The 22272-nt window shown below is 46.1% G+C and carries 18 protein-coding genes; 15 read left to right on the plus strand and 3 right to left on the minus strand.

Annotated elements, in window-relative coordinates; genetic code table 11:
* Nucleotides 1–41: 41 nt before the first annotated feature.
* Nucleotides 42–572: an endonuclease SmrB gene (smrB, locus tag C1S73_RS15540; protein WP_038871353.1), complete on the minus strand. Its 531-nt coding sequence runs from the start codon at nucleotides 570–572 to the stop codon at nucleotides 42–44.
* A 61-nt stretch (nucleotides 573–633) separates the two neighbouring features.
* On the opposite strand from smrB, the gene prmB reads away from it, so the two are divergent.
* Complete coding sequence (gene prmB / locus C1S73_RS15545; protein ID WP_038871350.1) at nucleotides 634–1566, plus strand: 50S ribosomal protein L3 N(5)-glutamine methyltransferase; 933 nt, start codon at nucleotides 634–636, stop codon at nucleotides 1564–1566.
* 224 nt (nucleotides 1567–1790) lie between these two features.
* Complete coding sequence (aroC, locus tag C1S73_RS15550) at nucleotides 1791–2876, plus strand: chorismate synthase (protein ID WP_005433120.1); 1086 nt, start codon at nucleotides 1791–1793, stop codon at nucleotides 2874–2876.
* 85 nt (nucleotides 2877–2961) lie between these two features.
* Here aroC and C1S73_RS15555 read toward each other — a convergent pair whose 3' ends face one another.
* Nucleotides 2962–3585, minus strand: a complete 624-nt coding sequence (locus C1S73_RS15555) for a trimeric intracellular cation channel family protein (RefSeq protein ID WP_038871349.1) — start codon at nucleotides 3583–3585, stop codon at nucleotides 2962–2964.
* Nucleotides 3586–3913: 328 nt separating this feature from the next.
* On the opposite strand from C1S73_RS15555, the gene C1S73_RS15560 reads away from it, so the two are divergent.
* From C1S73_RS15560 to C1S73_RS15575, 3 genes are all read left to right on the plus strand, one after another.
* Nucleotides 3914–4444: an elongation factor P hydroxylase gene (locus tag C1S73_RS15560; RefSeq protein WP_009707346.1), complete on the plus strand. Its 531-nt coding sequence runs from the start codon at nucleotides 3914–3916 to the stop codon at nucleotides 4442–4444.
* A gap of 15 nt (nucleotides 4445–4459) precedes the next feature.
* On the plus strand, nucleotides 4460–4723 hold the full coding sequence (locus C1S73_RS15565; protein ID WP_038871347.1) for a YfcL family protein: 264 nt from the start codon (nucleotides 4460–4462) through the stop codon (nucleotides 4721–4723).
* Between the two features lie 176 nt (nucleotides 4724–4899).
* Nucleotides 4900–5424: an NADPH-dependent FMN reductase gene (locus C1S73_RS15575; RefSeq protein ID WP_038871344.1), complete on the plus strand. Its 525-nt coding sequence runs from the start codon at nucleotides 4900–4902 to the stop codon at nucleotides 5422–5424.
* A gap of 228 nt (nucleotides 5425–5652) precedes the next feature.
* On the opposite strand, the gene mnmC is transcribed toward C1S73_RS15575, so the two are convergent.
* A complete protein-coding gene (gene mnmC, locus C1S73_RS15580; protein ID WP_038871341.1) occupies nucleotides 5653–7671 on the minus strand; it encodes a bifunctional tRNA (5-methylaminomethyl-2-thiouridine)(34)-methyltransferase MnmC2/FAD-dependent 5-carboxymethylaminomethyl-2-thiouridine(34) oxidoreductase MnmC1 in 2019 nt (672 codons plus the stop codon).
* Nucleotides 7672–7799: 128 nt separating this feature from the next.
* Between mnmC and fabB the strand changes: the two genes are divergently transcribed.
* The 10 genes from fabB to purF all read left to right on the plus strand — a co-directional run bounded on the left by fabB (nucleotide 7800) and on the right by purF (nucleotide 22205).
* Nucleotides 7800–9011 (plus strand): beta-ketoacyl-ACP synthase I, encoded by a 1212-nt coding sequence (gene fabB, locus C1S73_RS15585; protein ID WP_038871339.1) that lies wholly within the window; start codon nucleotides 7800–7802, stop codon nucleotides 9009–9011.
* Nucleotides 9012–9328: 317 nt separating this feature from the next.
* On the plus strand, nucleotides 9329–10462 hold the full coding sequence (locus tag C1S73_RS15590) for a 4-phosphoerythronate dehydrogenase (protein WP_005448026.1): 1134 nt from the start codon (nucleotides 9329–9331) through the stop codon (nucleotides 10460–10462).
* Nucleotides 10459–11472 carry an aspartate-semialdehyde dehydrogenase gene (locus tag C1S73_RS15595; RefSeq protein ID WP_038871337.1) on the plus strand — a complete coding sequence of 338 codons (1014 nt, stop codon included), beginning with the start codon at nucleotides 10459–10461 and terminating at the stop codon, nucleotides 11470–11472. The genes C1S73_RS15590 and C1S73_RS15595 overlap by 4 nt, the downstream gene beginning before the upstream one ends.
* Nucleotides 11473–11671: 199 nt before the next feature.
* The gene (locus C1S73_RS15600) at nucleotides 11672–16177 is read left to right on the plus strand and encodes a FimV/HubP family polar landmark protein (protein WP_038871334.1); all 4506 of its coding nucleotides are present in this window, start codon (nucleotides 11672–11674) and stop codon (nucleotides 16175–16177) included.
* Nucleotides 16178–16267: 90 nt separating this feature from the next.
* Nucleotides 16268–17062 (plus strand): tRNA pseudouridine(38-40) synthase TruA, encoded by a 795-nt coding sequence (truA, locus tag C1S73_RS15605; protein ID WP_038871331.1) that lies wholly within the window; start codon nucleotides 16268–16270, stop codon nucleotides 17060–17062.
* Between the two features lie 195 nt (nucleotides 17063–17257).
* Nucleotides 17258–18184 (plus strand): acetyl-CoA carboxylase, carboxyltransferase subunit beta, encoded by a 927-nt coding sequence (accD, locus tag C1S73_RS15610; protein ID WP_038871328.1) that lies wholly within the window; start codon nucleotides 17258–17260, stop codon nucleotides 18182–18184.
* A 46-nt stretch (nucleotides 18185–18230) separates the two neighbouring features.
* The gene (gene folC, locus C1S73_RS15615) at nucleotides 18231–19493 is read left to right on the plus strand and encodes a bifunctional tetrahydrofolate synthase/dihydrofolate synthase (RefSeq protein WP_038871327.1); all 1263 of its coding nucleotides are present in this window, start codon (nucleotides 18231–18233) and stop codon (nucleotides 19491–19493) included.
* 14 nt (nucleotides 19494–19507) lie between these two features.
* On the plus strand, nucleotides 19508–20101 hold the full coding sequence (locus C1S73_RS15620; RefSeq protein ID WP_038871324.1) for an SPOR domain-containing protein: 594 nt from the start codon (nucleotides 19508–19510) through the stop codon (nucleotides 20099–20101).
* A gap of 61 nt (nucleotides 20102–20162) precedes the next feature.
* Entirely contained in the window at nucleotides 20163–20654 is a 492-nt protein-coding gene (locus tag C1S73_RS15625) for a CvpA family protein (RefSeq protein WP_005432921.1), read from the plus strand.
* A gap of 36 nt (nucleotides 20655–20690) precedes the next feature.
* The gene (gene purF / locus C1S73_RS15630) at nucleotides 20691–22205 is read left to right on the plus strand and encodes an amidophosphoribosyltransferase (protein WP_038871321.1); all 1515 of its coding nucleotides are present in this window, start codon (nucleotides 20691–20693) and stop codon (nucleotides 22203–22205) included.
* Nucleotides 22206–22272 lie beyond the last annotated feature (67 nt).

The following is a 22272-nucleotide window of genomic DNA, read 5'->3' on the forward strand; positions in this document are numbered from 1 at the left end:
TCGTTCTTGTTCGTCAGCGAAACATTTTCGAAGTCGGTGGTTTATTTCTCTGGAATAGACAGTAATACCAGTAGCGCACCGTCTCCGCCAAACTCTAAAGGCGCTTGGTGGAATGCCATCACGTCTGGGTGTTGAGCAAGCCACAGCGGTGCTTTCTGCTTCAAGATGTGCTTACCAATGCCGTGTTGAACACACGCACAGTGGATTTCGTTTTTGACACAGTAAGCGATCATCGCACCGAGCTCTCGCTTAGCTTCCAGTTGGGTCATACCATGCATGTCTAGGAAGACATCAGGTACGTAGACACCACGGCGCAGACGTTTCACTTCATAAGTTGAGACATCATCACGCGCGTAACGAGTTGGTCCATCCGCATTTAAGAGCGGGACAAACTCATCGGAAAAGTAAAACTCAGAATCACTCGCTTCACGGTTTGAGCGCGTGATTTCTTTTTGCTTAGTATTTTTTTTTGGTTGCTGGATTATGGTATCCTGTCGCAACTTTTTTACGCCCTGTACTGCATCCTTAAACAAGGCGAAATCGTCATCGTGTTCGGTGTCTTTTTTGCTCATTAGGTAAACAATTTCATTTTTACAATTTATGGCAGTATTGTAGCGCTTTTCGGAGGCAATTTTGGATAAGATTTTTGTAGAAGAGGCGGTATCGGAACTGCATACCCTTCAAGATATGATTCGTTGGACGGTCAGCCGCTTTAACGCCGCTAACTTGTTTTACGGTCATGGTACTGATAATGCGTGGGATGAAGCGGTTCAGCTTATCCTGCCGACATTATACTTGCCGATTGATGTGCCTCCGCATGTATTGAACTCTCGCCTAACGACAAGCGAGCGTCTACGTATTGTTGAGCGCGTAGTAAAACGCATCAACGAGCGTACACCAACTGCATACCTAACGAACAAAGCATGGTTCTGCGGTCTTGAGTTCTTTGTTGATGAGCGTGTACTTGTGCCACGTTCTCCAATCGGTGAATTGATTCAAGCGGAATTCCAACCTTGGTTGGTGGAAGAGCCAACTCGCATCATGGACCTATGTACGGGTTCTGGCTGTATCGCGATTGCTTGTGCGCACGCTTTCCCTGAAGCAGAAGTCGATGCGATCGACATCTCTACAGACGCCCTACAAGTGGCTGAACAAAACGTACAAGATCACGGTATGGAGCAGCAAGTGTTCCCAATCCGTTCAGATTTGTTCCGTGATCTGCCAAAAGAGAAGTACAACCTGATCGTGTCTAACCCACCTTACGTGGACGAAGAAGACATGAACAGCCTACCAGACGAGTTCACGCACGAGCCTGAGCTAGGTCTAGCTGCGGGTACTGACGGTCTAAAACTGGTTCGTCGTATTCTTGCTAACGCTCCAGACTACCTAACAGAAAACGGTATTCTTATTTGTGAAGTCGGTAACTCGATGGTTCACATGATGGAACAGTACCCTCAGATCCCATTTACTTGGGTCGAGTTCGAGAACGGCGGTCACGGCGTATTCATGCTAACACGTGATCAGTTAGTTGAATGTGCAGAAGAGTTCAAACTGTACAAAGACTAAGTCTGTCTAAGCAAACCAGTCGAACAAACAATGAAAACACCGAGCCTAGTGTTCGGTGTTTTTTTATCCGCTTCGCAGTGAGCTTGAAAATTCAGGCTGATTTGTTTTTTCCGCCAAAACGGGCTTTACATCAAAACGTAATACCGCCACTATGAATTCACGAAGAATTGATAAGCAGTTGCGCTCCCACAGTTCGAGCGTGGCGACAATAATTTGAGGAAGTAATGGCAGGAAACAGTATCGGACAACATTTCCGAGTGACGACATTCGGGGAAAGTCACGGTATCGCACTAGGATGTATCGTAGACGGATGCCCTCCAGGTTTGGAAATCACTGAGGCAGATCTGCAAACGGATCTCGACCGTCGCCGTCCTGGCACATCACGTTACACCACACAGCGTCGTGAACCGGACGAAGTAAAAATTCTTTCTGGCGTATTTGAAGGTCAAACTACAGGTACTTCAATTGGTTTGATGATTGAGAACACTGACCAGCGTTCTAAAGACTACTCAGACATTAAAGACAAGTTCCGTCCAGGACATGCTGATTACACTTACCACCAAAAATACGGTGTGCGCGATTATCGAGGTGGCGGCCGTTCGTCTGCTCGTGAAACGGCAATGCGTGTGGCGGCTGGTGCAATCGCTAAGAAATACCTGAAAGACGAGTTCGGTGTAGAAATCCGTGCTTACTTGTCGCAAATGGGTGACGTTTCAATCGATAAAGTGGATTGGAATGAAATCGAAAATAATGCGTTCTTCTGCCCAGATGCAGACAAAGTAGAAGCATTTGACCAACTTATCCGTGACCTGAAAAAAGAAGGCGACTCTATTGGCGCAAAAATTCAGGTTGTGGCAACGAACGTACCTGTTGGTCTTGGTGAGCCTGTATTTGATCGTTTGGATGCAGACATCGCACACGCGCTAATGAGTATCAATGCGGTGAAAGGCGTGGAAATCGGTGACGGTTTTGACGTGGTAAACCAAAAAGGCAGCGAGCACCGTGATACGCTTTCTCCAGAAGGCTTCGGCAGCAACCACGCGGGTGGCATTCTTGGCGGTATCTCTACCGGCCAAGAGATTGTGGCAAACATCGCGCTTAAGCCAACCTCAAGCATTACGGTTCCAGGTGAGACTATCACTAAAGAAGGTGAACCAACTCAGTTGATCACTAAAGGTCGTCATGACCCATGTGTGGGTATCCGCGCCGTGCCTATCGCGGAAGCGATGCTGGCTATTGTCGTTATGGATCACTTGCTACGTCATCGTGGTCAAAACCATGGCGTACAAACCGAGACTCCAAAGATTTAAGTTTGAAACTCAACTTGATAGAAATGCAAAAGGCTGCTCAGTGAGCAGCCTTTTTTCATATATTTTCAATAGCTTTCGATTTGAATCAGTGAATCGACCCTTCGGTTTCCAAGTGGAATGAAGGCAAGCGCCATTTGAATCGTACTGCCGCCATTCGCAGCATGTAACCAGTAATCAGAGTCACAATCGTTGCGGTTACGTCTGGTACGTTGAACTCAAGTAGCGCTAGGTACAAACCTGATGCGATAAGTGCGACAGAGGCGTAAAGCTCTTCATGCAACACAAGCGGTGTTTGACGACAAATCAAATCACGTAGCAAACCACCAAATACGCCGGTTACTAGCGCAGACACCATACAAATGCCAGGGTGTAAGCCCATAACAATCGCGACTTTGGTGCCGATGATGCTAAATACGATCAAGCCTAGTGCATCCAAACGGATAAATAGCCCTTTGAATTTAATCACCCATTTCGCTAAGCCAGTCGTTAGAACGCCAGCTACACAAGTGATTGCCAAAAATTCTGGATTCTTCACCCAACCTAATGGGTAGTGGCCAAGAAGAATGTCGCGCACCGTACCGCCGCCAATAGCCGTTGCACTGGCTACCAACATAACACCAAACCAATCCATTTTTCTTCGGCCGGCACTCAATGCACCAGTCATGGCTTCAGCCGTGATACCAATGATGTACAACACACTTAGCAGCATAAGGGGACACTCAAATAAAAGGGCTCTGTCATGGTCCTTGAGATTAAGGAAAACAGCAGCAAAACTTACCAACAAGATTTAAACCTTGGGGAGAGGCTTAAATCCAAAAAGAATCTCGCTTCAAGTGGCGTTGAAGTCGCCATCGTTAAGCGTAAAAATAAGGCGTGAGTGTAGTGGGAAATGTGATCTGTGACGAATGAGAAATTGTATGGAGAAAGCGACTTTCAGATTAACTCAGCTAATAACCAAACATGTTGTGTGGCTTTACCTGTGTAAGAAAAACAGCGACAATGCGCACCGCATATCAATTTGACGTACAGAATCGATGATGAACCACGAATATCAAGACCTTATCGCTATTTTCAATGACACATTTCTTGGGCCTTTTAACACTGAGTTAGAGCTAGGCGGCGATGAGCCAATTTACTTGCCAGCAGATGAAGAACATCCGCATCATCGGATTATTTTTGCTCGTGGCTTTTATGCGTCAGCACTGCACGAGATTGCCCATTGGTGCGTAGCAGGACCAGAACGTCGTTTGCTGGAAGATTTTGGCTACTGGTACGAACCAGATGGTCGTACAGCAGAGGTTCAAGCTGAGTTCGAAAAAGTTGAAATTCGCCCTCAAGCTTACGAGTGGATTCTAGCGAAAAGTGCTGACTTCCCTTTTAACGTCAGTTGTGACAATCTACACGGCGATTTTGAACCAGATCGTCTTGGTTTTATGCACAAAGTGCACAATGAAGTAATGGGTATTCTAGAAAACGGCCTTCCGCCTCGCGTGAAAATGCTATCGGATGCGTTGCGTGCCTTTTACCAAACCAAGCCGCTGGAACCATCTGACTTTATCGTTAAATAACCTCAGAGAAACGCCATGATTATTGAATTTGAAGAAAAACTACTAGAACTGATTGATGCTCGCATTGAAACAGCATCGGATGATGAACTGTTTGCTGGTGGTTATTTACGTGGTCACATTTCTCTGTCTGCTGCAGCGTGTGAAGAAGAAGGCATTAACGATGTGACGGAGCTTAAATCTCGCATCGAAAGCAGTCTTGAAGAAGCACGTTCAGAACTAACGCCAGCCGATCGCGTGATCGTGAGTGATCTATGGCAAGAGCTTCAAGCGCAAGCTTAAGTCTCATTCAGTTATATATGCTTCGACTGGTTGCTCTAAGCTTCTGGTTGAAGCAAAAAGAGTTGAAATAAACTCCTTCGAAATTTTCGAATCTCTCCTTAAAATTTTTGTGGTTGTAGCACACTCGTTCACCTTTTACTCTTGTTAGTACAAAACGTGAACAAAGGATTACAACCATGAAAATTATCGCATTCGGCGCTTCTACTAGCTCTACCTCTATCAATAAAACCCTTGCGACTTACGCTGCTAACCTTGTCGAAGGTGCAGAAGTTCAAGTGTTAGACCTCAATAGTTACGATGTTCCTTTGTTCAGTGAAGACAAAGAGAAGGAAATCGGCCAGGCGGAAGGCGCAAAAGCGTTTCTTGCTGATATCGCAACCGCGGACGCTTTGGTGATTTCTTTTGCTGAGCACAACGGCTCTTACCCAGCGGCGTATAAGAATCTATTCGATTGGGCGACACGCATTGATCGCAACGTATTCCAAAATAAACCGGCGGTGTACTTAGCGACTTCACCTGGCCCTGGTGGTGCACAAACGGTACTCGCCGCAGCGACAGGGTCTGCGCCTTACTTTGGTGCTGAAGTGAAAGCATCGCAATCTATTCCAAGCTTCTACGATAACTTTGATTTGGAAGCGGGTGAGTTCCGTAATGCTGAAATTGCAGATCAGGTGAAAGCGGCCGTGGCGGCATTGAATTAAAAAACTTGTAACCCCCTCTAACTCCCCCTTGGAAAGGGGGAGGACGAATGCGGAGTTCATAACTTGCTCCTCCACTTTTTTAAAATGAGGCAAGGAGTGGCTGTTTGTTTTCGGAGTAGCCCCTGACTCCTTCTTGGAAAGATGGATGGACTAAAGTGGGGGTTAAGAACTTGTTCCTCCCCTTTTTAAGGGGAGGCTAGGAGGGGTTATTTACGCATTCGAAACGCGTTATAACTCAGTAATCGCCTTACCTTTACGTAGCTTTCTTACCCACATACGGCTAGGGTGCAGCTCAGTCAGTATATCAACAGGCAATGGTAATGGGTCGCCACAGATTTGTGATGCCAACACTTCGGCCATTAGAGGCGCAGAACTCAAACCACGAGAGCCTAAACCAAGGAAACAGAATAGGTTAGGGAACTGGTGAATCGCTTCAACGTCTTGTTCTTGTTGATTTTGCAGATCCGCATATTGCGCTTTGATGGTTTCAAAGTCGCCTACGTTACCGACAAATGGAAGGTGATCACGGCTAACACAGCGAATGCCTTGGCGTGATAAATTACCAGAGGTATCTACTTCTTTCGTCCAAGCTTGGTTTGGCAAACACTTCACCAATTTCTCTGCATTGTCTTTCTGTGCTTCTTCGTCAAACTCGTAATCGAGGTGACTGCGGTCGTAACTTGCACCGATGCACAAGTGCTGATTATTCGGGTTAACAGGTGTCATGTAACCGTCGTAACACAGTACTGTTTTCAGCTTAGACAGCGTTTCAGTTGCAGGGGCGTGGCTAACTTGACCTTTTACCTGACCCATTGGTAGATCCGCGGTTTGGCTTAGTGTTTGGAATTCACTGCCGTTAGCAACCACTACAGTGGAGTGTTCAAAGCTTTGACCGTTTGCTTTCAATGTCCATAGTTGGCGCGCTTCATCCCAAGTTAGTGACTCGACTTGATGCTCGAACTTCACTTCAAAAAGTTCTGTTTTCTCCAGTTGAGCAATCAAACCACGGGTCAGTTCTGCAGGGCATAACCAACCGCCAAGAGGGTAATGAACTGATGCCATATCGATCGGCAAGCCAATCTTCTCTGCGGTCTCTTCAGCAGATAGTTTATGAATTAACTCTGGCGTGAAATTGCCAGCAAGCATTTTTTCCAGCTTGTCTGCGGATTTGTCATCCCACATTAACTGAGTGATGCCGCACCAATCGTGGTCAAATCGGATATCTTGCGCTGCTTGGTCAACAAACTGACGGGCAAACAAAAAGCCCGGAGCGAATACACGAGAAACGCCTTTGTGTGGACCATTTAATAATGGGTACACTGCGCCTTGGCGGTTGCCTGATGCGCCTTCTGCAGGTTGAGCGTCTTTGCAGTAAAGCGTGACATTTTGACCGCGACGAATCAGCGTTTTAGCCAAAGTCGCGCTAGCGATGCCGCCACCAATAATCGCGATGGAATCATGATTGGTCGAGGCAGTGCGGTTAAACCAAGGTAGGTGGTTTGAATGTGCTTCACGCTGCTCCATCGAACCTGCGATCATTTCACGTTTGGTGCCGAAGCCTTTGACTTTTCTCATTGCAAAGCCCGCTTCGTTTAAGCCGCGACGCACAAAGCCCGCTGCCGTAAAGGTTGCGACCGTACAATCCTGTTTCGCCAATTTTGCCATACCGTTGAATAGGTTTTGGTTCCACATTTCTGGGTTTTTGCTTGGTGCAAAACCATCTAAGAACCAAGCATCAATCAAGCCTCGCTCTGCATAAGGAACAAGCGGCATGCAGTCTTTGATATCGCCAAACCAAAGATCGAGTGTGATAGCGCCGTCTTCTAAAACAATGCGATGACACTCAGGCACTGCGGCTGGATAGTGCTGTTGCAGTTTTTCGGCAAACTCGGCCAATTCTGGCCATGATTGATGCGCTTTTTCTAAATCAGCTTTGCTTAGTGGGTACTTCTCAAAGCTAACAAAATGTAATTCTTTTAGGGTTGCCTCTGGATATTCGCGACGAAATTCGGTAAACCATTGCCACACGGCTAAGAAGTTCAACCCTGTGCCAAATCCGGTTTCACCAATAACAAAACGTCTTTGGTCAAATTCCTGCCATCTTTCTGGTAGATGATTTTGTTTGAGGAACACGTAACGCGTCTCTTCGAGACCGTTTACGTTGGAGAAATAAACATCATCAAATTGGTCAGAAACCGGTGTACCAGCTTCGTTCCAACCAAGTTCTGCGTTTTTAATCGAAGTCATAATGGTGCAAATATGTGATTTGGCGCGGTTAGAATTCGGCGATTGTACGAATTTCTGGGAAAGCTGACCACTTTTGTTGACTATCTTAGTTATTATCTAGCGGATTTTTGAATTATAGGAATGTCATAATGAAACGAGTCGTAATCACCGGTATGGGTATTGTTTCAAGTATCGGTAACAACGTCGAAGAAGTTCTAGCGTCTCTTAAAGCGGGCAAATCTGGCATCACTGCGTCTGAGCAGTTTAAAGAAAACGGTCTGCGTTCGCAGGTATGGGGTGATCTGAAAATCAACCCAGCAGAATTTATTGACCGTAAGCAGATGCGCTTTATGGGTGATGCGGCTGCTTATGCATACCTATCAATGCAGCAGGCAATTGAAGACGCTGGTCTATCTGAAGAACAAGTTTCAAACGATCGTACAGGTATCGTTGCTGGTTCTGGTGGTGCTTCTGCATTAAACCAAACAGTAGCAACTGACACGATGCGTGCAAAAGGCGTAAAACGCGTAGGTCCATACATGGTTCCACGTACTATGTCTTCAACAGTATCAGCGTGTCTTGCAACACCATTTAAGATTCGTGGCGTGAACTACTCAATGAGCTCAGCTTGTGCAACGTCTGCACACTGTATCGGTCACGCGATGGAGCTTATCCAACTTGGTAAACAAGACATCGTTTTTGCAGGTGGTGGTGAAGAGCTAGATTGGTCTCAAACTATGATGTTTGATGCGATGGGCGCACTATCAACTAAATACAACGAAACACCAGACAAAGCATCTCGTACTTACGATGCAGACCGTGACGGTTTCGTAATCTCTGGTGGCGGCGGCATGCTAGTTATCGAAGAACTAGAGCACGCTCTAGCTCGTGGCGCGAAAATCTACGGTGAGATCGTAGGTTACGGTGCGACTTCTGATGGCTACGACATGGTAGCACCATCAGGTGAAGGTGCCGTTCGTTGTATGAAGATGGCAATGCAAGATGTTGATGCTATCGACTACATCAATACCCACGGCACTTCTACTCCAGTAGGTGACGTGAAAGAGCTAGGCGCTATCCAAGAACTATTCGGTGATAACAGCCCAGCAATCTCTGCGACAAAAGCAATGACAGGTCACGCACTAGGTGCAGCTGGCGTTCACGAAGCGATTTACTCAACGCTAATGCTAGACAACAACTTCATTGCCCCAAGTGTGAACATCTCTAACTTGGATGAAGCAGCACAAGGTCTAGACATCGTGATGGAAGCTCGTGACGCTGAACTGACGACAGTTATGTCAAACAGCTTTGGTTTTGGTGGTACAAACGCGACATTGGTAATCAAAAAGTACCAAGCATAAGCGACCCAAAGCTAACTGAATTTGTTGGGCTGTGATTCTCTTCGTGGAGTGAACCGACCAACAAACCAGTTTCCAGAGCTTGATCAGGTTAACTGATCGAACAGACGCAGACTCTATCCCAAGGAGAGCGGGATAGGATCCTTTTGTTCTGGAACTTTGCCCGGCTAATTTAGCCGGGCTTTTTCTTTTCTGAAACCTGTTTAGGAAAGTCACTTGGGTATAGTTGTTGAGATTTTTCAAGAAAAGGGCACAATCGCTTTAGCTTCGCATCTTGCGAATAAACGAACTCATACAAATGGATGTTAAACGCTGGCGCTATGAAAATTATTGTTGATGAAAATATGCCGTACGCTGAAGAGCTATTCAGCCAACTCGGTGAAGTGATTCTAAAACCTGGTCGTACACTAACCGCCGATGATTTAGTCGATGTCGACGCGCTAATGATTCGCTCAGTTACCAAAGTAAACGCAGAACTGATCAGCAAAGCAAACAAGCTGAAGTTCGTTGGTACAGCAACCGCAGGTATGGATCATGTTGATCAAGCGCTATTGCAAGAGAAAGGTATTTTCTTCACCGCAGCACCTGGTTGTAACAAAGTTGGTGTTGCCGAGTACGCGTTCAGCGTCATGATGGTGCTAGCACAACAACAAGGCTTCTCAGTTTTCGATAAAACCGTTGGTATTATTGGCGCGGGTCAAGTCGGTAGCTACCTTGAAAAATGTTTGAAAGGCATGGGCATAAACGTGCTCATCAATGATCCATTTAAACAAGAAGAGGGTGATTCTCGCAGCTTCACTCCGCTAGCCGAGCTGATCGAACGTTCTGACATCATTACGCTGCATACGCCTATCACTAAAGATGGTCCACATCCAACGCATCACCTGATTGATGAGGCAGTGCTAAATGGTCTTCGTAGCGATCAAATTCTTATCAATGCCGCGCGCGGTCCGGTCGTTGACAACCAAGCGCTAAAGCAACGTTTACTGAAAAACGACGGCTTTACAGCGGCACTCGATGTGTTTGAGTTTGAACCAGAGGTTGATATGGAGCTTCTGCCTCTGCTAGCATTCGCAACCCCTCACGTTGCAGGCTATGGTCTGGAAGGGAAAGCTCGCGGTACAACAATGATTTTCAATAGCTACTGTGAGTTCTTAAATAACGAATTACGTGCGCATGCCAGCGATTTACTGCCAACCGCGCCTGTTCCTACTATGGTATTGGACAGAGCATGGGATGAAGCAACGCTGCACAACATCACGCAGTTAATCTATGATGTGCGTAAAGATGACGCTCTTTTCCGCCGCGAAATCAGTAAGCCAGGCTCTTTTGACCTGATGCGTAAAAACTACTGGGATCGCCGCGAGTACAGCGCTGTCACGCTAATGGGTAACGAAACATGCAATCTTGCACCATTAGCAGAACTAGGTTTTCAGGTTGAGGTAAGTCAATGAGCCAGCAATACAATGTTGCCGTATTAGGTGCGACCGGTGCGGTCGGTGAAACAATTTTGGAAGTGCTTCAAGAGCGCAAATTCCCGGTAGGTGAAATCTTCCTACTTGCGAGTGAGCGTAGTGAAGGCAAGACTTACCGCTTCAATGGTAAAACGGTACGTGTTCAAAACGTAGAAGAATTCGATTGGTCTCAAGCGCACATCGCACTGTTCTCTGCTGGTGGCGAACTGTCAGCGAAATGGGCACCAATTGCCGCTGATGAAGGTGTTATCGTTATCGATAATACGTCGAACTTCCGTTACGAATATGATATTCCCTTGGTTGTGCCAGAAGTAAACCCAGAAGCGATTGCAGAGTTTCGTAACCGCAATATCATTGCAAACCCGAACTGTTCGACCATCCAAATGCTGGTGGCACTAAAACCAATTCATGATGCAGTGGGCATTGAACGTATTAACGTTTCAACTTACCAATCTGTATCGGGAGCAGGTAAAGCAGGTATTGATGAGCTAGCAGGCCAAACAGCGAAGCTGCTAAATGGTCTACCTGCTGACAAGAAAGAATTTTCTCAACAGATCGCGTTTAACTGTATTCCACAAATCGACCAGATGATGGAAAACGGCTACACCAAAGAAGAAATGAAAATGGTGTGGGAGACGCAAAAGATCTTTAACGACCCATCAATCACTGTAAACCCAACGTGTGTACGCGTTCCGGTATTTTACGGTCATGCAGAAGCATTACATGTTGAAACTCGTTCACCAATCGATGCACAAGAAGTGGTTAACCTGCTTGAGCAAACGGATGGCATCGAAGTGTTCCACGGTGAAGATTTCCCAACACAAGTGCGTGATGCAGGCGGCAAAGACCACGTAATGGTTGGTCGTATTCGCAATGATATTAGTCATCACAGTGGTGTAAACCTATGGGTAGTTGCTGATAACGTACGCAAAGGTGCAGCGACAAACGCCGTACAAATTGCTGAAGTTTTGATTCGCGATTACTACTAAGCCACGCTGACGAATGAATCCAAAGCCTCGCACACTGCGAGGCTTTTTTGTTCGAACGGCGTAAATTTGTGTGAGATTAGTACGAATATGGTGAGAGCCACACATTTTTTGCCCTCAAAGCTATAGTTTTGCGTGTGTTATCCGATATATTTAACCGATCACCATTTCAAATTGTTTCTAGCACCAAACTGAGCCTTCTATGCGTCAAAATTATAAGCGTTTGTTAGCAGCCCTTGTGTTGATGAGCGCGACTCAGACATCGTCAGTGGTTCAAGCCGAAGGAATTCGACTTGTAGGACCCTCTGGTGAAGTGCAAACGTCTCCTAGCTACGCTGAGGAGATTGAGCGAGCGTTACCTGCTCCGCCTGAAAATAACCAACCGTCGCGCTTTTATGGTCCGACGAATAAAAACGAGACTTTGTGGTCGATTGCTTCTCAATTGCGACCTTCTCGTAATGTTTCTGTTCAACAGACGCTTCTCGCCATTTACCGAATCAACCCTCAAGCGTTTGATAACCAGAATATTCATGAATTGATCCCGGGCAGCCGACTTCGCGTGCCTTCATTAGAGCAAGTTCAGAGTGCTACCACGCCTCAGGCGATTGCCGTGATGAATGCTCATGAAGTTCGATTAGCTCAACAAAAACCAGCAAAAACATCGCCTGTTAAGCCAAAACCGGAAACACCAAAGCCTACGGCTGAAGTTACGAAACCTCAACCTAAGCCAGAAGTTGCTCAAATTGAGCCGTCTAAACCGGAATTGGCAAAGCCAGAACCAATCAAGCCGGTTGAGTCTACGACCCCCGTACCTGAAGTCGTGACTTCACCGGAAGGTGAGAAACAAGTAACAGCACTTAAAGATAAACTGCAAGGCTCACAAAGTGAGTTGGACTCTCTCGAAGAGAAGAACCATCGTTTACGTTTGATGCTGTCTGAAGTGCAGAGTGAGGTCGCAACGCTTAAAACTTCGCTCAACGATGAAGAACGAATTCGCTCTGAAGTTGAAAAACTGCTAGCGGAAGAACGTCAGCGTCTTGCAGAGCAGCAACGAATGCAGCCAAGTACGATGGACAAGGTTCTGTCTAACGGTTGGCTAGTAGGCCTTGCAGCACTTATTCCAGGTGCATTGATTGCCATGTTAATCGTCATGTTGCTTGGTCGTCGCTCTAAAGAGAAAGAGGAAGAAGCTGCTGCGCAAGAACAGCAAAGTGTTGATCCACTTGCTGCGCCAATCGGATTGGCAGCGGCAGATGAGTTGGATGAAGAATTAAGTCTAGACGACGATTTGTTTGGTGACGATGACGACACGGAACAACTATTCGGCCAAGAAGAAGCGCAGCCAGAAGAAGAGGATGTCTTTGCTAATCTGGATGACGACGATCTCGATTTCAACCTCGAAGGGGATGATGGCGAAGACCCATTCGCGGGGATTGGGGATGATGGCGATCTTGACGTTGGCTTCGATGAATTTGACTCTTCAAGCAATGGCATAAAAGTAAACGGCGAAGAAAAAGCGCTCGGTCTTGAAGAGATGGAGCGTGCACTTGATGAAGTCTCTCCAGAGCTTGAAGTTTTGGATGATGAGGATGAAGTCGGTTTCGATCTTTCAGATGAAGATAACGCTGATGTGATGTCGGATGATGCATTTGCCGAGTTACTCTCTGCTGACGACCCATCTGAAGAGTTACAAAGTGACGCGGTTGATCAAGCCATGCTTGATGACTTATTTGCTGACCTTGATGGTGACGACCTCAATCTTGATGTTGAGGACGAGAAGCCATCTCAAGTGTCAGAGAGTGCTTTCTCTGCTGGTGAAGCAACCGACGATGACATAGATAAACTGCTTGCTCAGTATGAACAGCCAGTAAGTGCGGATGCCGATGACCCACTACTTGATGAACTAGAATCATTGTCTGGTCTGTCTGATTCAGACTTAGAGCAGGATGATGCATCAGCACTCCTCGATGAGTTGATGGGTGACGACGAAGGTGAATCAATCAATGAGCGAGATCCTCTTGACGATCTAGAAGACATCGCAGGCTTGAGTGAAGAACCTTCGATTGATGAAGACAGCACAGATTTGCTTGACGAGTTGATTGGTTTTGATGATGAGGATGCATCTGACGATGATTTTGATCCACTTGATGAACTAGAGAAACTGTCTGGTTTTGAGGGCGATGACGCATTAGAAGATCTTGATGAAAACAGCGTCGATTTGTTGGATGAGCTACTTGATGACAGCGGCGATGAAACAATAGACGAACAAGAGCCTACGGACGTTGACCCATTCGATGATTTGATTCGTGAAGATGATGAGCCAGAAATCGCGAGTGCGCAGCAGAGTGACGATGACTTATTGGCCTCGTTAGGTTTTGATGATCTTGAGCCAGAAGCGACTCAACCTGCTGAAACTCAACAACAGGTTAAATCTGCTTCTGAATTGGAAGACGAAAAGGCGCTTGGTCTGGATTCAGGCTTAGATATCGATGCATTACTGAACGAGAACCAACCAGAGGTTGAGCCGAAAGTAGACGCGTTGAGCCGCGAATCAGAGGCTGAATCAGCACTAGAACAAACCGTTGAAGATTTTGACAAAGAGGATTTCTTTGGTGATTTAGAAGATTCAATCCCAGAGCACGATCCTTTGATGTCGGAATTGGATGAGTTGTTTGAATCTAATGAAGACGATCTAAAACAAGCAGAGCAAGAGCGCGCCGATTTCGCTGCGGAACTGGATGCGCTTATTAGTGAGCAAGCGACAGAAGAAGATGAGTTAGATTTTGAACCTGAGTTGATTCAAGAACCTTCTATCGAATCAGAACCGCAAGATGCGATCTTAGAAAAAGCGGACTCAGACGTTGAAACATCACTCAGCAAAACAGAAGAAGAGCCCGCGTTCACTCCGACGCCAAACACCGTCGAAAATGAATTTGGTATTCCGCAAGAAGAAGACTGGCTTGTTGATGACATAGAGCCCGAGACGAAGACGGAACAAGAACCCGTAGCGGCAAGTTCAACTGAGACAGCTACCGAAGACGAAGAGTTCAACTTCGATGAACTGGATCTTCCGGAGTTCAACGAAGAAGATGCACTAACATCAATGGCACAAGAGCCAGAGTTAGCTGAATCTGAAACCGCTGATCCAGAAACTGCGGCGAATGAGTCAACGGCTGAAGAAGAATTCAACTTTGATGATTTAGAGCTTCCGGAGTTCAGTGAAGAAGATGCACTAACGTCAATGGCGCAAGAGCCAGAGTTAGCTGAACCTGAAACCGCTGAACCAGAAACTGCGGCGATTGAGCCGACGGCCGAAGACGAAGAATTCAACTTCGATGAGCTAGACCTTCCGGAGTTCAACGAAGAAGATGCTCTAGCGTCAATGGCGCAAGAGCCAGAGTTAGCTGAGTCTGAAATTGCTGAACCAGAAACTGCGGCGATTGAGCCGACGGCCGAAGACGAAGAATTCAACGTCGATGAGCTAGACCTTCCGGAGTTCAACGAAGAAGATGCACTAACGTCAATGGTGCAAGAGCTAGAGTTAGCTGAATCTGAAACCGCTGAACCAGAAACTGCGGCGATTGAACCAACGGCTAAAGAGGAAGAGTTCAATTTTGATGATCTAGAGCTTCCTGAGTTCAGCGAAGAAGATGCACTAACGTCAATGGCGCAAGAGCCAGAGTTAGCTGGATCTGAAACTACTGACCCAGAAACAGCGGCGAATGAGCCAGTGGCTGAAGATGAAGAGTTCGACTTCGATGATCTGGATCTTCCGGAGTTCAGCGAAGAAGATGCTCTTGCATCAATGGCTGACGAGCCAAGATTGTCAGAAGCAGAAACTTCACAGCCAGCCGCCGGCATGGCGAGCGATGAGGAGTTCAACTTTGATGATCTGGACTTGCCAGAGTTCAATGAAGAAGATGCATTGGCTTCAATGGGCGATGCAGAACTAGAAACGCCGGTAAAGCACCCTGAAGCGTCTCAAACTGTTATTCAATCAGACAATGACCATGATGCTTTGTTTGATGTATTCGCGCAGCCAGAGGCTTTCAGTGTCGAGCCTGATCCCGTTCCCGAAGCACAAGTAGACTTAGAGTCTGAACTCAATGATTTTGAAGAATCTGCAATGGCGAACCTGTTGTCAGAAAACGCAGACTCAGAAGTGTTTGATGGAAAATTGGACAATGACACCATCGCAAGTGCGGGTATGGATTTCGAAACCATGCTGGATGTGGGCGATGACTGGGATGGTTTTAAACTGTCATCAGACAGCGCGGCGTCAACAACGGAAGTCCCAGAAGATCAAAGAGACGTTTGGAGCTCGACAGAAGCACTTGCGCAACCAGAAATCGCTCAGGAAAACTGGGGTGAGCAGGATGATCTTACCGACTTCGACCCGAAGAAAAATCAATTCATGACGATTGATGAGTTGATGGCTCAAGTGGATAAAAATGGCGGTGACTTCGAAGAGCAAGAATTAAAGCTCGATGTTGGTTTGAATGAGTTCCCTGATGTGATTGGTGACATCGGTGATGTGGATGTAGACACCAACGCAGAAGCCGCAGGTAAGCTTGATTTAGCAAAAATCTATCTAGAAATGAACGATCCTCAAGGGGCGATCAAATTGCTAGAAGAGGCCATCGTCTACGGTGAAGATGATATTCGCCGTGAAGCGAAAGGGCTTATCGACGCCATTAACGGTCGATAAAGAAAAATGGGTAGCAAATGCTGCCCATTTTTGTATCTGGAAGGACTTACGTATATACTTCCCGCCCCATTTTAGAGTTCGAAGGTTAAAATGAGAATCGCATTAGGTATCGAGTATAACGGTACAAATTACTTTGGTTGGCAACGCCAAAGAGAAGTAAAAAGTGTCCAAGAAGCGCTGGAAAAAGCACTTTCTGTAGTAGCAAATCACCCTGTAGAAGTTCAGTGCGCTGGTCGTACCGATGCAGGTGTACACGGCACAGGACAAGTTGTTCACTTCGACACCAACGTAAATCGAAAAATGGTTGCTTGGACAATGGGCGCAAATGCGAACATGCCAAGTGATATCGCTGTCCGCTGGGCGGTAGAAGTACCTGATGACTTCCATGCACGATTCTCAGCGACGGCGCGTCGTTACCGCTACATCATCTTTAATCACGCATTGCGTCCTGGCATCTTAAATTCTGGAGTGAGCCATTATCACGGTGACTTGGATGAAAAGAAAATGCACGAAGCAGGACAATACTTGCTTGGTGAGAATGACTTCAGTTCATTTCGTGCAGCACACTGCCAATCGTTGAGCCCTTGTCGAAATATGATGCACTTGAACGTGACTCGACATGGTGACTACGTCATTATCGATATTAAAGCGAACGCTTTTGTTCACCACATGGTGCGTAACATTACAGGCAGTTTGATTAAAGTGGGTCGTGGCGAAGAAAAGCCTGAATGGATCAAGTCACTTTTAGAAGCAAAAGACCGCAAATTAGCGGGTGCAACGGCCAAGGCTGAAGGTTTGTATTTGGTTGATGTGGACTACCCAGAAGCGTTTGGATTACCACAAGTGCCGATCGGTCCGCTATTTTTACCGGATAATTTGAACTAAATTTGCGAATTTGTTTCAAATTATCGGTAGTTTAGACTGGAAATGCGCAGAAACTATGCGTTATTAATGATATCAAAAATAGGTACAACCAGTTTTTTATCTACAGTCGCGGCAAGATATGTTTTAATCCATCCGCAATATTCCGAATTTATATCTTTCGCAATGAAGCGGAAGAATTGAGAGAAAAGGTCTTCCATGAGTTGGCTTGAAAAGATTTTAGAAAAAAGCAACCTAGTAAGTTCACGCAAAGCTTCTATCCCTGAAGGCGTGTGGACGAAATGTACCTCTTGTGAGCAGGTTCTTTACCATGCTGAACTTGAGCGTAACCTAGAAGTTTGTCCTAAGTGTAATCACCACATGCGCATGAAAGCGCGTCGTCGTCTAGAAACATTCTTAGATGAAGGTGAGCGTGTAGAGCTAGGCACAGAGCTTGAGCCACAGGACAAACTGAAATTTAAAGATTCTAAGCGCTACAAAGAGCGTATCTCTGCTGCTCAAAAGAACAGTGGCGAGAAAGACGCATTGGTGGTTATGCAGGGTGAACTGCTTGGTATGCCATTGGTAGCGTGTGCGTTTGAATTCTCTTTCATGGGTGGTTCAATGGGGTCCGTTGTTGGTGCTCGTTTCGTGAAAGCAGTTGACGCCGCAATTGAAAACAATTGTGCACTGGTGTGTTTCTCTGCAAGTGGTGGTGCGCGTATGCAAGAGGCGTTAATGTCTCTAATGCAAATGGCGAAAACCAGTGCGGCGCTTGAGCGTTTGTCAGAAAAAGGCCTACCATTCATTTCGGTACTGACTGACCCAACAATGGGTGGTGTATCGGCAAGTTTAGCGATGCTAGGTGACATCAACATTGGTGAACCTAAAGCATTGATCGGTTTCGCTGGCCGTCGTGTAATCGAGCAAACAGTACGCGAAGATCTTCCTGAAGGCTTCCAGCGTAGTGAGTTCCTGCTAGAGCACGGTGCGATTGACATGATCGTTGACCGTCGTGAAATGCGTCAACGTGTGGGTGGTCTGATCGCTAAGATGACTAACCACAAGTCTCCGATGGTGGTTTCCGTTAACGAATCTCCAAATGAAGAGCCATATTCTGTACCAGAAGCGGACGAAAAAGGGTAAAGTATCAACTAACATAAAAACCAAAGAAATTAATGGTTAAAGTTAGATGACACAAAACGCAATTCCTCAAGCCACATCCACTCTAACGATGTGGCTTGATTATTTAACAAATCTCCACACATCAGCTATCGACCTCGGCTTAGACCGCGTTCAAGCGGTAGCGAAAAAAGCCAACCTCACCAAACCAGCCCCTACTGTGATTACTGTTGCCGGCACCAATGGCAAGGGTTCGACGTGCGCGTTGATGGAAGCGATTCTATTAGATGCCGGCTACTCAGTCGGAGTTTACAGTTCACCTCACCTTATTCGCTACAACGAGCGTGTTCGTATTAACGGCGTAGATGCAGAAGATCGTACACACTGCGAAGCATTCGATTATATCGAGCAACAACGTGGTGATATTAGCCTAAGCTTGTTTGAATTCGGTACGTTGGCTGCACTTCGTATTTTCCAAGTTGAAAAAGTGGACGTGGTGTTGTTAGAAGTTGGCCTTGGTGGTCGATTAGATGCAACAAATGTCGTAGATCATGATGTCTCTGTTATTACCAGCTTGGCTATCGACCATGTGGATTGGCTAGGCGATGACATCAATGTAATTGGCTTTGAGAAAGCGGGTATCTACCGTACTGGTAAACCTGCGATTTGTGGCCAACCGACGCCGCCAGCAACCGTTGCTGCGCACGCTGATGACATTCAAGCTGAGTTCTTCCAAGTTGGCATCCAGTTCGATTACCAATTGACTGAGAAAGGTTGGAAGTGGACCAGTGGAGCGTTTGGCCTAGACGACCTTCCATTGCCTTCTCTGCCCTTACCGAATGCAGCAACTGCTCTGATGGCACTTGGCGCTTCAGAATTGCAAATCACTGACATTAATATCGTTAATGGCTTGAATAATGCTCGCCTAGCTGGCCGAATGCAGGTTTTGCAAACGGAACCAGACATTGTGCTTGATGTGGCGCACAATCCTCACTCTGCAGAATACTTGGTAGAGAAGGTGAAGCACCAATACGTGAATAAAAACATCCATGTCGTGGTGGCAATGCTGCACGATAAAGACATCAAGGCAACAATTGAAGTATTAGCGCCAATTGCAACCCAATGGTACCCAGCATCACTGACTGGCCCTCGCGCGGCAACTGCCGACGAGTTATGTCAATATTTACCCGAAGGGCAGATTCAGTTCCAAACTCCAGTAGAGGCATTTGAGAGCGCGAAAACTCATGCGGCTCATGATGATGTCATTTTGGTGGTGGGTTCATTCCACACAGTGGGTGAAGTGTTGGAGTATTGGCAATCAAATAATGAGTAATCAAAGGTAATTTGATGGCAAGTAAATTTCAAAGTCGTTTAGTCGGCACCATCATTCTAGTGGCGGTGGGGGTCATCGTGCTTCCAGACGTACTGGATGGTAAGAAACTGCACTATAAAGAAGAGTTTGCCAGTATTCCTATCAAACCTGAACTTGATAGCGATGTGGAGAACTTCGAAATACTAGAGCCTGTTGAAGACGACGTTTCATTACCGGAATCTCCAGTAACTGCAACAGTGAATGAATCTCAAGAGCCTCAAGTCGCGGTTTCTCAGCCAGAACCAGAGTCAGTTTCTCAGCCAGAAGAAGTCAAACAACCTGAACAGGTTGAAGTTGCCGTTCGTCCGGTTGAAGAAAAAAATCAATATGAAGATTCAGCCTGGATCATTCAGTTGATGGCACTAAAAAATCATGAAAATGCGGTTGCACTTGTAGAGGATCTTCAGAAGCGTGGCTACCAAGCTCATGTAAAAAAAGAGACAGCCTTTACTCGAGTGATTGTTGGTCCTGATGTGTCAAAAAGTAAACTTGAACGACAGGTCAAGGAATTACAAAAAATTACAGGCTCAAAAGGTCAATTGCTTAAATTTAAGCCATTAAATCCATAAGAAAACGTTTGCGTCAGCATTTTTTCTGTTAAAATGCGCGCCAACTTAAGATGAAGAAAACATGAATTGGTTAGATTTTGTCATTTTAGGTGTGATCGGATTTTCAGCTCTGATCAGTTTAGTTCGCGGTTTTGCTAAAGAAGCTTTGTCTTTGGTGATTTGGTTTGGAGCATTTTTTATCTCCAGTAATTACTACGCCAAATTGGCGGTGTATTTCACCAACATCGAAGATGAAATGTTTCGTAACGGAGCCGCAATAGCGGCGTTATTCGTCGCTACCTTAGTGGTTGGTGCAGTGGTGAATTACGTCATTGGTCAACTGGTACAAAAAACAGGGCTATCAGGAACCGACCGAATTCTCGGTGTGGTGTTTGGTGGTTTACGCGGAGTACTGATTGTTTCTGCGGTGCTGTTTTTTATGGATGCGTTTACTGCATTCCCAAGCTCGGATTGGTGGAAAGAGTCACAGTTGGTCCCAGAGTTCAGCCGTATCATCGCCCCATTCTTCGAGCACTTAAAAGCAACATCAAGTTTTCTGTCTGGCACTATCTAGTAGTGCCAGCTACTGTCGCAAATCGAGGATTAGGACATGTGTGGTATTGTTGGAATCGTGGGCACAACGCCTGTAAACCAGTCTATTTATGACGCGTTAACGGTGTTACAGCATCGTGGCCAAGATGCCGCTGGTATTTGTACCATAGAAAGCAATCGTTTTCGTCTGCGTAAGGCGAACGGTTTAGTGAAGGATGTGTTCGAAGCAAGACACATGCAACGCTTACAAGGTGAGGTTGGTATCGGTCATGTTCGTTACCCAACCGCAGGCAGTTCAAGTGCCTCTGAAGCTCAACCTTTCTACGTAAACTCTCCTTTCGGTATTACACTTGCCCACAATGGTAATTTGACTAACGCTCATGAAGTTCGTCAAAAACTGTTTGAAAAAGACCGCCGTCATATCAATACGACTTCAGATTCTGAAGTGCTTCTGAATGTACTCGCTCACGAAATCGATACAGTAAAAGGCAATGTGACAGCTGACGATGTCTTCCGTGCGGTTACGAATGTTCACCGTACAATCCGTGGTGCTTATGCTGTTGCTGCGATGATTATTGGCCACGGTATGATTGCGTTTCGCGACCCACATGGTATCCGCCCTTTGTGCTTAGGTAAGCGTGAAGTGAACGGAAGAACAGAATACATGGTGGCGTCAGAGTCAGTGGCGTTAGATGCTGTTGGTTTTGATTTTGTTCGCGATGTCGCTCCTGGTGAAGCGATTTACGCAACGTTTGATGGTGAACTATTTACGAAACAATGTGGCGACAATCCAAAACTGAATCCGTGTATCTTTGAATTCGTTTACTTTGCACGTCCGGACTCTTTCATCGACAAGATTTCTGTTTACAGTGCTCGTGTTGAGATGGGTAAAAAGCTTGGCGAGCGTATTCGTGAAGATTACGCAGAATTGGATATCGACGTGGTTATTCCTATTCCTGAAACGTCCTGCGATATTGCTCTACAAATTGCCCAAGCTATTGATAAACCTTACCGTCAAGGCTTTGTGAAAAACCGTTACGTAGGTCGTACTTTCATTATGCCGGGTCAACAACAGCGTAAGAAATCGGTGCGCCGCAAACTAAACGCGATTCGTTCTGAATTTAAAGGTAAGAATGTCCTGCTTGTGGATGACTCTATTGTTCGCGGTACAACATCAGAGCAGATCATTGAGATGGCTCGTGACTCTGGCGCAAACAAGGTGTTTATGGTCTCGGCGGCACCAGAAGTACGTTTCCCGAATGTTTACGGTATCGATATGCCAAGTGCAACAGAGTTGATTGCTCATGGCCGCGATAACGAAACCATCTGTAAGCAAATTGGTGCTGACGCGCTTATTTACCAACGCTTGGATGATTTGGTTGAAGCAGTTGGTTTAGGCAATCAAGACATCACTCAGTTCGATACATCAGTATTTAACGGTGAATATGTGACGGGTGACATCGACCAACAATACCTCGACTTCCTTGATGGTTTACGTAACGATGATGCAAAGACACAAGCAGAAATTCAGCAAGATCTTGCTAATCTAGAACTGCATAACGAAGGCGCTTAATCTGCCCGAAAATCCAAGACATAAAAAAACCAGAGCTCGCGCTCTGGTTTTTTGTATCTGCTATCGA

This window comes from Vibrio jasicida 090810c, assembly GCF_002887615.1.
GTDB lineage: Bacteria > Pseudomonadota > Gammaproteobacteria > Enterobacterales > Vibrionaceae > Vibrio > Vibrio jasicida.